Origin of the sequence: Bradyrhizobium sp. DOA9, from assembly GCF_000617845.2 — a bacterium.
In the GTDB taxonomy this organism is placed as follows: domain Bacteria; phylum Pseudomonadota; class Alphaproteobacteria; order Rhizobiales; family Xanthobacteraceae; genus Bradyrhizobium.
This window is the reverse complement of sequence record NZ_DF820425.1, coordinates 2006345-2018441: the sequence shown is the minus strand read 5'-3', so window position 1 is coordinate 2018441 and position 12097 is coordinate 2006345. Positions and strand designations below refer to the sequence as shown.

Below are 12097 nucleotides of genomic sequence, written 5' to 3'. Positions count from 1 at the left end.
CTGCCGTAGGGTGGGCAAAGGCGCGAAGCGCCGTGCCCACCATCTCGGCGCGATAAGAAATGGTGGGCACGCTTCGCTTTGCCCACCCTACGAGAGCAGGGAGGATCAATGACCACGGAAACCACTGTCGATACCGGCACCAGCGAGCTCCTCTGCGTCATCCGCGACCGCGTCGCCATCATCACGCTGAACCGGCCGGAGGCGCGCAACTCGCTGTCGGATGCACTGACGCCGGCGCTGCGCACGATGATCCGAGCCTGCGGGGAGAATCCCGACGTCGGCGCGCTGTTGCTCACCGGCGCGGGCGAAGCCTTCTGCGCCGGCGGCAACGTCAAGGGCATGGGCGCGCATCGCGACAAGGCGAAGCTCGACATGTCGTTTGACGACAAGGTCGCCGATCTGCAGGAGCGGCAGCGGCTGCTCACCGGCGCGCTGGTGTCGGTGCGCAAGCCGACGATCGCTGCGCTCCCCGGCCCCGCGGTCGGCGCCGGCCTTGCCATCGCCATGGCCTGCGACATCCGCATCGCCGCGCAATCGGCCTTTGTCGCCACCGGCTATGCCCGCATCGCGCTGTCAGGCGATTACGGCATCGCCTGGCTGCTCACGCGGCTGGTCGGCACCGCGCGGGCGCGCGAATTGATGTTCACCGGCGACCGCGTCGATGCCGCGCGCGCCGAGGCGATCGGCCTCGTCAACCGCGTCGTGCCCGACGACAAATTGCAGGCCGAGGCGTTCGCACTGGCCAGATCGCTCGCCGAAGGCCCGCGCCTCGCGCTGCGCTACATGAAGGACAATCTCGACGAGGCCCTGCTGTTCGACTTCGAAACCGCGCGCGACCACGAAGCCGAACGGCTGGTCCGCCTCACCACGACCGCCGACCACAAGGAGGCCGTGCAGGCCTTCATCGAGAAGCGCAAGGCGGTGTTCACGGGGAAGTAGCTGCGCAAAAAAACGCCCGGCTCTGGCTTGGCCAGGCCGGGCTGCAGTCAGGTCAGGCCGAGGCTGAGGGGCTGTCGGCCTGACGGGAAAGGGCGGCGAGGCGCCAGCTCGCGCAGGGAATGTCTTGCGGCACGAGGTTGATCTCCTTGTCGAAGCGCACCAGCTTCCAATCATCGGGATGGTTGACGAAAGCGAAGCCGGATTTGCGCGCGAGCGAGAGCATGGCCTCGTTGGAGCGCAGCGTTTCGCCGAACATGCGCTCTGCACCAAGCGCGGCCGCGCGGCACTCGAGGTTCTTCATCAGTGCGGTGGCGATGCCGTGGCCCTGCCAGCGGTCATCGACCGAGAGGCCGAACTCGAGCGTCGCGGTCTCGGCATGGAAGGCATAGCGGGTTTCGGCTACGATGGTCTCGAAGCCGTCGACCATCATGGTCGCCACGATGGTGAAGCGATCGCGCTCGCCGACCTCGAGGAAATCGTGCAGCAGGCCCTTCGGCAACTCGCTGATCGCGCCGAAGAAGCGGTTGTAACGGGAGCGGGTCGAGAGGATGCGGAAATAGTGCTGCAGCTCATCGGTGTCGCGCGGCTCGACGAAGCGGACATTGAGCCGCTCGCCGTGCCTTGTGCGCAGCACGTCCGAATATTGCTTGAGGTCTTCGAGGCGAAGCGAGCTCATGACACATGCCCTGCGAAAAAGGGACCGCCGGCGCCCCTGTGCTCAGGCGGCGCCGGCCTGGCGGCCTATCAGGCCCGCCAGAAGGGTTTATCGGCCTCGTAGGCAATGTCGGACCAGGACAGCCCGACGTCGTGGAGGTCCCGGGCGGTCCAGTGGGTCAGCTCGCGCCGGGTCCGGTAGCGCTCGTGCCAGACGTGAAGGATCTCGCCGATCTGGTAGAGCAAGCCCTGTGCATGATGATTTGTCATCGAATTGTCGGTCAATGTAGACATTTTCAGCTCCTGGAGCTAAGTTGATCGCTAATATCTGCCTGCTGCTGCGCTGCCACAAACGACAATTTGTACCTCTTCGCATGAAATAACGTCATGCATGCTGCTGCCAGATGACTGCCAGATTGCCTTCCCTGAACGGATTGCGGGCGTTCGAGGCCGCCGCGCGCCATCTCAGCTTCACGCTCGCAGCCAGCGAGCTGAACGTGACTCAGACCGCGATCAGCCATCAGATCCGCAGGCTGGAGGAGGAGCTCGGCATCCGCCTCTTCATCCGGCAGAACCGCGCGCTGGCGCTGACGCCGGAGGCGCGCGACTATCTTCCGGGCGTGCGCGCCGCCTTCAACGATTTGCGCCTCGCCACCGATCGTCTCTTGCGCAGGGACGACGACAAGGTGCTGACGGTGTCGACGCTGGCCTCGCTCGCCGCCAAATGGCTGCTGCCGCGGCTGACCGATTTCCAGGAGCAGCATCCCGGCATCGACGTGCGCATCACCACCTCGACCAGCCTCGTCGACTTCCAGCGCGACAACGTCGATGCGGCGATCCGCTATGGCCGCGGCCAATGGCCGGGCCTGCGCGCCGACTGGCTGATGGCGGACGAGCTGTTTCCGGTGTGCAGCCCCTCGCTGCTGCGCGGCGACAAGCCGTTGCGCCGGCCGGAGGATCTGCGCAACCACGCGCTGCTGCATACCTCGAACGCCAACAGCGATGATTGGCGGCTGTGGCTGACCGCGGCTGGCCTGCCGGCGGATATCGCGCGGCAGCCCGGCATCACCTTCGACATGATCTTCATGACCATCCAGGCCGCGATCGACGGCATCGGCGTCGCGATGGGGCGGACCTCCTACGTGCAGGACGACATCGCCAAGGGCAGGCTCGTCGTCCCCTTCAAGATCGCGCTGCCGGCGGATGCCGGCTTCTACCTGGTCGCGCCCGAGGGGCGCCGGGAGGCGCCGAAGCTTGCCGCGTTCCGGCAATGGGTGCTCGCGGCGGCGCAGAGCAGAGCCTAAGAACCAGCAGCTTCCTCCGGAAAAACCCTGACTCTGTCGCCGCCCTTCACCCTCCCCTGGAGGGGGAGGGTCGCTTCGCATAAAGCAAAGCGAAATGCGAAGCGGGGTGGGGTGACGGTCTCTCCCCATCCGACAGTGCCCAAGAGGAGAGATCACCCCACCCCGCTCGCGCTGCGCGCGATCGACCCTCCCCCTCCAGGGGAGGGTGAACAGATGCCGCTTACAGCTCGACCACCACGTAGTCGCTTTCGACTTTCACCGGGATGGTCTCGGCGACATAGGGTCCCTTCACCACGCTGGCACCCGGCTCGACATGGGCGGGATAGGCTTTCACGCGGAAGCGGCGGGGATCGCAATAGGATTGGCCGGTGCGGATATCGAACTCCCAGCCGTGCCAGGGGCAGCGGATGATCTCACCCAACTTGGTGTATTCGATCTCGCCGGGATCGCGCGACTGCGCAAGGCCGATCAGCGGCCCCTCGCACAATGCCGCGCCCTGATGCGGGCAGCGGTTCATCAGGCCGAAATATTCGCCCTTGATGTTGAAGACCGCGATCGGTCGTCCGTCGATCTCCAGGAATTTTCGCGTGCCCGGCGGAAGCTCGTCGACCGGCGCGATGACGTGTCTTGCCATCAGGAAATGCCATACAGCTTCTTCGCATTGCCGAGATAGAACGCCTCGCGGTTGGCCTCGCTGACGCCGGCCGGCAAGACGCGCGAAGGCTCGTCATAATCCCAATGCGGATAGTCGGTCGCGAACAAGAGGCGGTCCCAGCCGATCCATTTGATGACGTCGAACAGGTCCTCGCGGCTTTCAGGATCCTCCATCGGCTGCGTGGTCCACCACACATGCTCGCGGATATATTCCGACGGCGGCCGTTTCACGTGCGGCACCTCGCTCCTGAGCCGCTGCCAGGCCTTGTCGAGCCGCCACGCCAGCGACGGCGCCCAGCCGAAGCCGGCCTCGATCATCACCATCTTCAGCTTCGGGAAGCGCTCGAACACACCCTCCAAAACCAGGCTCGCCAGCGCCGATTGCTGGCACTGCGAGTGGCCGACCATCTCCTCGATGTAGTAGGACGGCCAGCCCGACGGCGTGATCGGGTTGCCGCCAAAGCCGAAGGCGTGGACGCCGACGGGGAGCCCCGCCTCTTCCGCAGCCTGATAGATCGGCCAATAGCGGCGCTGGCCGAGCGGCTCGACATTGCGGCTGAGCAGCAGCACCTGCACGAAGTTCTTGTCGCCGGCGCGCTCGCGGATCTCGGCGGCGGCCGAAAGCCCGTCCTCATTGCCGACGACGATGGAGGCCTTCAGCCGCTTGTCCTTGCTGGTCCATTTGTCGATCTGCCAGTCGTTGATCGCCGAGCACAGCGCGGCGGAGAGCTCGTGATTGCGGATGCCCTGCCCGGTGTTGAGCGGATTGAGCACACCCAGCTGCACGTTGTTGGGATCGAGCAGCTGCTTCTGCATGAAGGCGAGCGAGGAGCCCTGCGGGCCGCCTTCCGGCGGATAGGCATCGCGGCGCGAGGCATTGGGTTGGGCCTTCGGATAGGGCGGGCCTTCCATCATGCCCTGATAGGCATGGACGCCGTAGACTTCGAGGTGATGCTGCCAGCGTTTGGCAAGGTAGGGGTAGAGCTCGGTGCGGGTCGCGCGTGCCGGATGGATGTCGCAGTCCGCGATCGCGGTTTTGACGGACAGTGGGGAAGCGGCTTCTTGGTTCTCGCGGAACTGGATATTCATCGCCTTGCCTCCTTTGGCAGCGGGCTCATTTCAGGCGGGGATAGGTTGCATGCGGATTGTCGATCATGATCTTGCGCACGAGATCGGGGGACAGACCTTCGGGCAGCGCGTCCTGGCCGTCGAACTGCCAGTGCGGATAGTCCGTGGAGAATAGGACCAATTCGTCCGACTGCATATGATCAAACAGGCGAATTAATGTCTGAGGTTCCGGCGGCGCATCAAATGGCTGTAACGAGAAGCGGATGTTGCTGCGCACAATCTCCAGCGGCGCGCGATCGACCCACGGCGTCTCCATCCGCACTCCGCGCCAGAACTTGTGCAGGCGCCAGAGATAGGGCGCGATCCAGGACACGCCCGACTCCAGCAGCACGATTTTCAGGTGCGGATATTTGGCGAACACGCCCTCGACGATCAGGCTGGTGAGCTGGGTCTGGAACGCCTGGGCCTGCCCGACATAATCCTCGATGTGATAGGAACCCCAGCCCACCGCGGTCGGCGGATTGTGATAGGCGGAACCGGCGTGGATGCCGACCGGGAGTTCCAGACGTTCCGCGGCCTCGTAGATTGGCCACAGCGCGCGCTTGCCGAGCGGCGTGTCGCCCATCACCAGCATCAGCACCTGCACGAAGCGCTTGTCCGGTGCGCAGCGCTCGATCTCGGCAACCGCTTTCTCGACGCTCTGCGTAGGGATCACGATCGAGCCACGCAGCCGCGTGTCGCGATCGAGCCATTCCTTCGCCAGCCAGTCGTTCAGCGCGCGGCAAAAAGCCGCCTGCATGTCCTCCGAAAACACCATCTGCACGCCGTAGAGCGGATTGCAGATCGCATGCTTGAGCTGGAAGGGGTCGAGCACGTGGCGCTGCATGGCCTCCAGACTCTCGCCGGGCTTGCCGGTCTCGGGGCGCCAGTCCGGCCGCGCCGTGATCGGCGAGTTCTGCGGATAGGATTGCGAGATAAGGTCGACCATGCCGCGCGTCGTCACCTGATCGCGCCAATAATCGTTCAGGTACGGCAGCAGGCTGGTCAGATGCGGCACGGCCGGATGCACGTCGCAATCGATGCCGCCGGCGATCAGGGACGCCATCACGTTTCCCTTCTCACGTTTCCTCGCAGGTCTCTTCTTGTCCCGGCCATTGAAGCAGGCCTGCCCGTCGCCCGCAACTCGGCCAAGCGTCCTGCCATATGCTAGGAAGGCTGAGCTCGGTTGCGAAGGAATGAGGGGTTACGACATGAAAGAGCTCGTGGGCATTGCGGAACAGGTCGCCGCCAAACTGATCGCGCGCAAACAGGCCATTGCGGTTGCCGAATCCTCCGCCGGCGGCTTGATCTCGGCCAGCCTGCTCGCGGTGCCCGGCGCCTCCGCCTATTACCTCGGCGGCGCGGTGGTCTATACCCGCGATGCCAGGCGCGTGCTGATGGATATTTCGGACGAAGGAATGAAGGGCTTTCGCTCCTCGTCGGAGCCCTACGCGCGGTTGCTGGCCGAGCAGATGCGAGCGCGCTTCAATTGCGATTGGGGCCTGTCCGAGACCGGCGCTGCCGGCCCCACCGGCAACCGCTACGGCGATGCGGCGGGCCATAGCTGCATGGCGGTCGCGGGACCGGCCGTGGAGGTGATGACGCTGGAGACTGGCAGCAATGACCGGTTCGCGAACATGCAGCTGTTCGCGGCGACCGCGCTCAAGCTGCTGCTGAGGAAGCTGGAGGGATGAACGGCGGTCAGCTCCGCTGTCGTCCTGGCGCAACCTCACCGTCCCAAATGCCGCATGAAGATCCGCACCACATAGCCCGGGAAGCGTGGCGCTTCGTCGTAGAGATCCGACGCGATCCGCTCGATGGTCTCGCGCAGCGACAGGAATTGCGCCTGACGCGCGCTGCTTTCGGTACCCTGCATGCCCGCGAGCTCGTCCATCGCGGCGTCGCTGATCTGGCACTGCACGACCTCACCGTCGTTCAGCATGGTGAAGCGAAAGGCCAGCCGTTCCAGATCATGGCCAATGATCTTGTCGCGCATCAGCGGCATCAAGTCGTCCCGGTCGCGCCCCCGCGCGGACAATGCGGAAAATCGCCCCGCTTGTCAGCAGCAAAGTGTATCTTCGGTCCTACTGGAAGGCCACTTCGGCGAAGCTGCGGAGCTTGCGCGAATGCAGCCGCTCCGATTCCTGCTGCTTGAGCCGCTCCAGCGCCTTCAGGCCGATCTCGAGATGCTGGCCGACGCGGCGGCGGTAGAATTCACTGGCCATCCCCGCGAGCTTGATCTCGCCGTGCAGCGGCTTGTCGGAGACGCAAAGTAACGTGCCGTAGGGCACGCGGAAGCGGTAGCCGTTGGCGGCGATCGCAGCCGATTCCATGTCGAGCGCCACCGCGCGCGACTGTGACAGGCGCCGGATCACTTCAGGGCCTGAGATCTCCCAGTTGCGGTTGTCGACGCTCGCCACGGTCCCCGTGCGCATCAGGCGCTTGAGCTCGAAACCTTCGAGCCCGGTGACGTCCTCGACTGCCTGCTCGAGCGCGACCTGCATCTCGGCCAGCGCCGGGATCGGCACCCACAGCGGCAGCTCGCGATCGAGCACATGATCCTCGCGCACATAGCCGTGCGCGAGCACGTAGTCGCCGAGGCGCTGCGTGTTGCGCAGGCCCGCGCAATGGCCGAGCATCAGCCAGGCATGCGGCCGCAGCACCGCGACGTGGTCGGTGACGTTGCGCGCATTGGACGGACCGGTGCCGATGTTGATCAGCGTGATGCCGCGATAACCGGGCGCGATCAGGTGGAAAGCCGGCATCTGCGGTGCGCGAGCCGGCGCGGTGCCGCTGATGGCGCCGCCGCTGGTCGTGATCACATTGCCGGGCGCGACGAAAGCTTCGAGCCCGGCTTCGCCGGCCTGCAGCCGCTGCTGGCACGCTTGCGCGAAGGCGTCGACATAGAACTGGTAGTTGGTGAAGATGACGAAGTTCTGGAAGTATTCGGGATCGGTGCCGGTGTAGTGATGGAGCCGGCGCAGCGAGTAATCGACCCGGGCGGCGCGGAACAGGGACAGCGGCTCCGGCGCGCCCGGCTGGAGCTCGAAGGTGCCGTCGGCGATCGAATCGTCCATCGTCGCGAGAACGGGCACGTCGAACGCATCGCGCAGCGAGCGTGTGACGGGCGAATTCTCGCTGGTGGTGATGGCGGCTTCGATGTTGATGTCGCGGCGATAGGCGAAGTGGATCGGGATCGGCTCGGCGGACTCGCCGATCTCGACCGGCACGCCGTGGTTCTGGACCAAGAGGCCGATCTGCTCGGTGAGATAACTGCGGAACAGATCCGGCCGCGTCACGCTGGTTTCATGCACGCCGGGCCCGGCGACGAAGCCGTAGGCGAGACGCGAATCCAGCCGGGCATGCGTCGCGGTGGTGAGCCGGACGAAGGGATAATAGGCGCGCACCCGCGTCGTGATCGCTTCGCCGCCAACATAGGCCTCGAAACGATCGCGCAGGAATTTCGTGTTGCGCTCGTAGATCTCCTCGAGACGGGCAACGGCGAGAGCTGCATCGGTGAAGGACTGGGTGGCGATGGAGGGTGGAGACTGCATGGTTCGACCGCCGTGTTGCTGGGCTTTGAGTCGAACTATAGCAAGAACGGAACCGCGTAGGGTGGGTTAGCGCAGCGTAACCCACCACTTCTGCTCCTGCGGAAACCAAAGAGGTGGGTTACGCCAGCGGACTGCGCTTCGCGCAGCCGCAAGGCTAACCCACCCCACAAGACCTTCGCGCTTTCGCGCGTCACTTCTCGCGGAACGCCCGCATCAGCTGGTCGTGGAACGGCTTCATCAGATAGGACAGCATGGTGCGGTCGCCGGTCTGGACGAAGGCTTCCACGGGCATGCCGGGAATCAGCTTGACGTCGCCGAGCCGGGCGAGCTCCTCGGCCGGCATCGAGACGCGGATGGTGTAATAGCCTTGGCCGGTGCGCTGGTCGGTGGTGACGTCGGGCGAGACGCGGCTGACGACGCCGTTGAGCTCTGGCGTGGTGCGCTGGTTGAATGCTGAGAGGCGCAGCAGCGTCTTCTGGCCGATCTGGAGCTTGTCGATATCGACCGGATTGACCTTGGCCTCGACCTGGAGATCGTCGGCCTGCGGCACGATCAGCATCAAGGTATCGCCAGCGGTGACGACGCCGCCGATCGTGTGCACCGTTGATTGCAGCACCATGCCGTCCTGCGGCGCGCGGATGTCGACGCGGCGGAGCTGGTCTTCGGCCGCGACCTTGCGCTCGATCAGCTCGCCGATCTTGTCGTTGGTCTCGCGCAGGTCCTTGGAGACCTCGCTGACCACGTCCTTGTCGATCTGGATGATCTGCAGCTCGGTCTCGGTGATCTTGCCCTTGGCCTGGGCGCGCGCGGCGATGTACTGCGCGCGCTCGCCGTTGAGGCGGGCCGAATCGCGCTCGAGCTGGGTCAGGCGCGAGATCTGCACCAGGCGCTTGTCGTAGAGCTCGCGCACGCCGGTGAGCTCGTTCAGCACCAGCGCGATCTCCTGGTCCTTGGCTTTTTCCTGGGCGCTGAGACCGGCGATCTCCTCGTTGAGCTGCGTGATGCGTTCGCGCAGCTGCGCCTTCTGCCCGGTGCGGCCGTTGACGCGGACCTCGAACAGCTTGGTTTCGGCCGACAGCAGTATCTTGACGTCGGGATCGTTGGCGCGCTCGAGGAGGCTTTGCGGGAATTCGATCTTGTCGACACCGCGCTGCTCGGCCTGCAAGCGCGCCGCACGCACCTGCGCCGCATCGAGATTCTTGGTGACGATGGCAAGGTTGGCCTTGGTGACGGTGTCGTCGAGGCGCACCACGATGTCGCCGGACTTGACCAGGTCGCCGTCGCGGGCGCGCACCTCGCCGACCACGCCGCCGGTGGGATGCTGCACCTTCTTGACGTTGGATTCGACCACGATCTGGCCCGGCGCGATCAGCGCGCCCGAGATCAGGACGGTCGAGGCCCAACCGCCGAGGCCGGCGACCAGGACCACCACGATCGCGAGGCCGAGCAACAGGTGAAACTTGATGGAGTCGCGTACGGTCTTCTTCGCGGCCGCCTTGGTGCCGCCGATGGCCATCGTGCTCATGGTTTGGCCACTCCGCCTTCGCTGACGATCTTGATCGGCGCCGGCGGCGTCGCGCGCGGCTGCAGCACCTGGGCGAGCACCTGCTCCTTGGGGCCGAAGGCCTGCATGCGGCCGTCGCGCAGAACCAGGATCTGGTCGACCGCCTCGACGCCGATCGGCCGGTGCGCCACCACGACGACGATGGCGCCGCGCTCGCGCGCCGAGCGGACGGCGCGGGTCAGCGCCTCGTCGCCTTCGGTGTCGAGGTTGGAATTGGGCTCGTCGAGCACGATCAGGAAGGGGTTGCCGTAGAGCGCGCGCGCCAACGCCACGCGCTGGGCCTGGCCCGCGGAGAGCGAGGCGCCCTGCTCGCCGACTTGCGTGTTGTAGCCCTCGCGCATCTTGATGATCATCTCGTGCACGCCGGCCTCCTTGGCCGCGGCGATGATCGCCTCGGAGGTGGCCTCGGGATCGAACCGGCTGATGTTCTGGGCGATGGTGCCGCCGAACAATTCGACGTCCTGCGGCAGATAGCCGATGTGGCGGCCGAGCGCGTCGCTCGACCATTGATCGAGCGCTGCGCCGTCGAGCCGGACCTTGCCGCGCACCGGCTGCCAGACCCCGACCAGCGCGCGGATCAGCGACGACTTGCCGGAGCCGCTCGGGCCGATCACGCCGAGACCGTTGCCGGCGGTGAGCGCGAAGGTGACATCCTGCACCACGAGGCGCTGATCACCGGGCGGCACCATGGCGACGCCCTCGACCGAGAGCCGGCTGGTGGGCGCCTGCAACTGGGTCGGCATCGCCTGCGCCGGCATCTGCTCCAGCAGGCGGGTCAGGCGGTGCCAGCTCTGGCGCGCCGCGACGAAGGATTTCCAATGCGCGATGGCGAGATCGACCGGCGCGAGCGCACGGGCGGAGAGGATCGAGCCGGCGATGATGATGCCGGCGGTCGCCTCCTGGTGGATGACGAGATAGGCGCCGACCGCGAGCACGGCCGATTGCAGCATCATCCGCAGCACCTTCGCGACCGCGCCGAGACCGCCGGCGACGTCGCTCGCCCGCTGATTGCCGGCGAGGTACTTTTCGTTGGCCTCGCTCCAGCGCTGGTTCATCCGGCCGGCCATCCCCATCGACACCATGACTTCGGCGTTGCGGCGGCTGGCCTGGGCGAGATCGTTGCGCTGGGCGGCGAGGCCCATCGCCTCCTTGGCCGGCTGGCGGGACATGAACTCGGTGACCAGCGTCAGCCCGACCAGGATGATGGCGCCGACCAGCGCGGTGACGCCGATCAGGACGTGGAAGGCGAAGCAGATGGCGAGATAGAGCGGCAGCCAGGGCAGGTCGAAGAATGCGCTCGGACCCATGCCGCCGAGGAAGGAGCGGACATTGTCGAGATCGCGCAGCGGCTGCAGGCCCTCGTTGCGGCTGCCGACCAGCAGCGGCAGGCGCACGATGGTGTCGAACACGCGCTTGTTGAGGGCCTCGTCGAGCGAGGTGCCGATCCGCCCCAGGATGCGGTTGCGGATCATGTCGAGCACGCCCTGCGCCATGTAGAGGAAGCCGGCGAGGATGATGAGGCCGACCAGGGTCGGGATGCTGCGGCTCGGCAGCACCCGGTCGTAGACCTCCAGCATGAAGATCGACCCGGTCAGATAGAGCAGGTTGATCATGCAGCTCATCAGGCCGACGCCGATGAAGGCCGTGCGACAAGCGCGTAAGGCGTCACCGAGCTCTGAACGGCGGACGCCAGGGATGGCTGCCATCAGTCTGATCTCTTTCGGCTAAAGGGCAAGGCCCTGATTTGCAAGGCCCTGATTTCAAAGGCGATTCAAGGAGTACTCGCCTCGGATTAACATCTGTTTTCCGGCCGTCCAGCGCGGTTGAATTTAATCCGAAGCCTGATGGGCCACATCTACCCCCGACAGCCTTCCGCGCAAGTCCGGAATTCCACAGGCTTGCGGCTTTTTCTTGCAGGCTTTCAGCCGCTTCCGCGAAAAGTGCGGCTCGAGTTCCTCTCGGCCGGGGGCGGGGCTAGAGCCGGCCCCCGCCGCGCACCAGCCGCACTACCAGCAGCAGGATGACCGCGCCGATGGCGGAATAGACGATCTCGGAGATCAAGCCGGTGCCGAGGCGGATTCCGAGCTTTGGAAACAGCAGGCTCGCCACCAGCGCACCGCAGATGCCGATCACGATGTCGCCGATAATGCCGAACCCGGCGCCCCGCACGATCTTGCCGGCGAGCCAGCCGGCGACGAGACCGACGAACAGGATGACGAGCAGGCCTTCGTTGGAAATGTGCATCAGTGAGGTCCCTCTCCGCAAACGGGAGCCATGGAACGGGAACCGGGATGAATGGGGTGTGAATGCTGGGAACGCTC

General features: G+C 65.6%; 13 protein-coding genes. 3 read left to right on the top strand and 10 right to left on the bottom strand.

The features are described from left to right. Positions 1 to 108: 108 nt before the first annotated feature. Positions 109 to 939, top strand: a complete 831-nt coding sequence (locus BDOA9_RS09305) for an enoyl-CoA hydratase (protein WP_025033664.1) — start codon at positions 109 to 111, stop codon at positions 937 to 939. A 52-nt stretch (positions 940 to 991) separates the two neighbouring features. Here BDOA9_RS09305 and BDOA9_RS09300 read toward each other — a convergent pair whose 3' ends face one another. Together BDOA9_RS09300 and BDOA9_RS09295 are read right to left on the bottom strand one after the other, a co-directional pair. Further along, complete coding sequence (locus BDOA9_RS09300; protein WP_025033663.1) at positions 992 to 1615, bottom strand: GNAT family N-acetyltransferase; 624 nt, start codon at positions 1613 to 1615, stop codon at positions 992 to 994. A gap of 68 nt (positions 1616 to 1683) precedes the next feature. Continuing rightward, a complete protein-coding gene (locus tag BDOA9_RS09295) occupies positions 1684 to 1887 on the bottom strand; it encodes a DUF1127 domain-containing protein (RefSeq protein WP_025033662.1) in 204 nt (67 codons plus the stop codon). Positions 1888 to 1997: 110 nt separating this feature from the next. Here BDOA9_RS09295 and BDOA9_RS09290 point away from each other — a divergent pair, with 110 nt between their 5' ends. Further along, positions 1998 to 2897, top strand: a complete 900-nt coding sequence (locus BDOA9_RS09290; RefSeq protein ID WP_025033661.1) for a transcriptional regulator GcvA — start codon at positions 1998 to 2000, stop codon at positions 2895 to 2897. 220 nt (positions 2898 to 3117) lie between these two features. Here the strand turns inward: BDOA9_RS09290 and BDOA9_RS09285 are convergent, their stop codons facing one another. From BDOA9_RS09285 to BDOA9_RS09275, 3 genes are read right to left on the bottom strand one after another with little or no spacing between them, the layout of a single operon-like run. After that, on the bottom strand, positions 3118 to 3531 hold the full coding sequence (locus BDOA9_RS09285; RefSeq protein ID WP_025033660.1) for a Rieske (2Fe-2S) protein: 414 nt from the start codon (positions 3529 to 3531) through the stop codon (positions 3118 to 3120). After that, a complete protein-coding gene (locus BDOA9_RS09280; RefSeq protein WP_025033659.1) occupies positions 3531 to 4640 on the bottom strand; it encodes an amidohydrolase family protein in 1110 nt (369 codons plus the stop codon). The genes BDOA9_RS09285 and BDOA9_RS09280 overlap by 1 nt, the downstream gene beginning before the upstream one ends. 25 nt (positions 4641 to 4665) lie before the next feature. After that, positions 4666 to 5724 (bottom strand): amidohydrolase family protein, encoded by a 1059-nt coding sequence (locus BDOA9_RS09275; RefSeq protein WP_025033658.1) that lies wholly within the window; start codon positions 5722 to 5724, stop codon positions 4666 to 4668. Positions 5725 to 5869: 145 nt separating this feature from the next. Between BDOA9_RS09275 and BDOA9_RS09270 the strand changes: the two genes are divergently transcribed. Further along, a complete protein-coding gene (locus BDOA9_RS09270; RefSeq protein WP_025033657.1) occupies positions 5870 to 6352 on the top strand; it encodes a CinA family protein in 483 nt (160 codons plus the stop codon). Between the two features lie 35 nt (positions 6353 to 6387). Here the strand turns inward: BDOA9_RS09270 and BDOA9_RS09265 are convergent, their stop codons facing one another. The 5 genes from BDOA9_RS09265 to BDOA9_RS09245 all read right to left on the bottom strand — a co-directional run bounded on the left by BDOA9_RS09265 (position 6388) and on the right by BDOA9_RS09245 (position 12020). Next, a complete protein-coding gene (locus BDOA9_RS09265) occupies positions 6388 to 6663 on the bottom strand; it encodes a DUF1488 family protein (RefSeq protein WP_025033656.1) in 276 nt (91 codons plus the stop codon). 79 nt (positions 6664 to 6742) lie between these two features. Beyond that, complete coding sequence (locus BDOA9_RS09260) at positions 6743 to 8212, bottom strand: AMP nucleosidase (protein ID WP_025033655.1); 1470 nt, start codon at positions 8210 to 8212, stop codon at positions 6743 to 6745. Between the two features lie 190 nt (positions 8213 to 8402). Beyond that, on the bottom strand, positions 8403 to 9737 hold the full coding sequence (locus BDOA9_RS09255; protein ID WP_025033654.1) for an HlyD family type I secretion periplasmic adaptor subunit: 1335 nt from the start codon (positions 9735 to 9737) through the stop codon (positions 8403 to 8405). Beyond that, a complete protein-coding gene (locus BDOA9_RS09250; RefSeq protein ID WP_025033653.1) occupies positions 9734 to 11482 on the bottom strand; it encodes a type I secretion system permease/ATPase in 1749 nt (582 codons plus the stop codon). Before BDOA9_RS09250 ends, BDOA9_RS09255 begins: the two co-directional genes overlap by 4 nt. Positions 11483 to 11750: 268 nt before the next feature. Next, positions 11751 to 12020 (bottom strand): GlsB/YeaQ/YmgE family stress response membrane protein, encoded by a 270-nt coding sequence (locus tag BDOA9_RS09245; protein ID WP_025033652.1) that lies wholly within the window; start codon positions 12018 to 12020, stop codon positions 11751 to 11753. Positions 12021 to 12097 lie beyond the last annotated feature (77 nt).

Coding starts and splice junctions, on each gene's coding strand:
- BDOA9_RS09305 (WP_025033664.1), top strand. CDS start 109: ATGACCACGGAAACCACTGTCGATACCGGCACCAGCGAGCTCCTCTGC.
- BDOA9_RS09300 (WP_025033663.1), bottom strand. CDS start 1,615: ATGAGCTCGCTTCGCCTCGAAGACCTCAAGCAATATTCGGACGTGCTG.
- BDOA9_RS09295 (WP_025033662.1), bottom strand. CDS start 1,887: ATGTCTACATTGACCGACAATTCGATGACAAATCATCATGCACAGGGC.
- BDOA9_RS09290 (WP_025033661.1), top strand. CDS start 1,998: ATGACTGCCAGATTGCCTTCCCTGAACGGATTGCGGGCGTTCGAGGCC.
- BDOA9_RS09285 (WP_025033660.1), bottom strand. CDS start 3,531: ATGGCAAGACACGTCATCGCGCCGGTCGACGAGCTTCCGCCGGGCACG.
- BDOA9_RS09280 (WP_025033659.1), bottom strand. CDS start 4,640: ATGAATATCCAGTTCCGCGAGAACCAAGAAGCCGCTTCCCCACTGTCC.
- BDOA9_RS09275 (WP_025033658.1), bottom strand. CDS start 5,724: ATGGCGTCCCTGATCGCCGGCGGCATCGATTGCGACGTGCATCCGGCC.
- BDOA9_RS09270 (WP_025033657.1), top strand. CDS start 5,870: ATGAAAGAGCTCGTGGGCATTGCGGAACAGGTCGCCGCCAAACTGATC.
- BDOA9_RS09265 (WP_025033656.1), bottom strand. CDS start 6,663: ATGCCGCTGATGCGCGACAAGATCATTGGCCATGATCTGGAACGGCTG.
- BDOA9_RS09260 (WP_025033655.1), bottom strand. CDS start 8,212: ATGCAGTCTCCACCCTCCATCGCCACCCAGTCCTTCACCGATGCAGCT.
- BDOA9_RS09255 (WP_025033654.1), bottom strand. CDS start 9,737: ATGAGCACGATGGCCATCGGCGGCACCAAGGCGGCCGCGAAGAAGACC.
- BDOA9_RS09250 (WP_025033653.1), bottom strand. CDS start 11,482: ATGGCAGCCATCCCTGGCGTCCGCCGTTCAGAGCTCGGTGACGCCTTA.
- BDOA9_RS09245 (WP_025033652.1), bottom strand. CDS start 12,020: ATGCACATTTCCAACGAAGGCCTGCTCGTCATCCTGTTCGTCGGTCTC.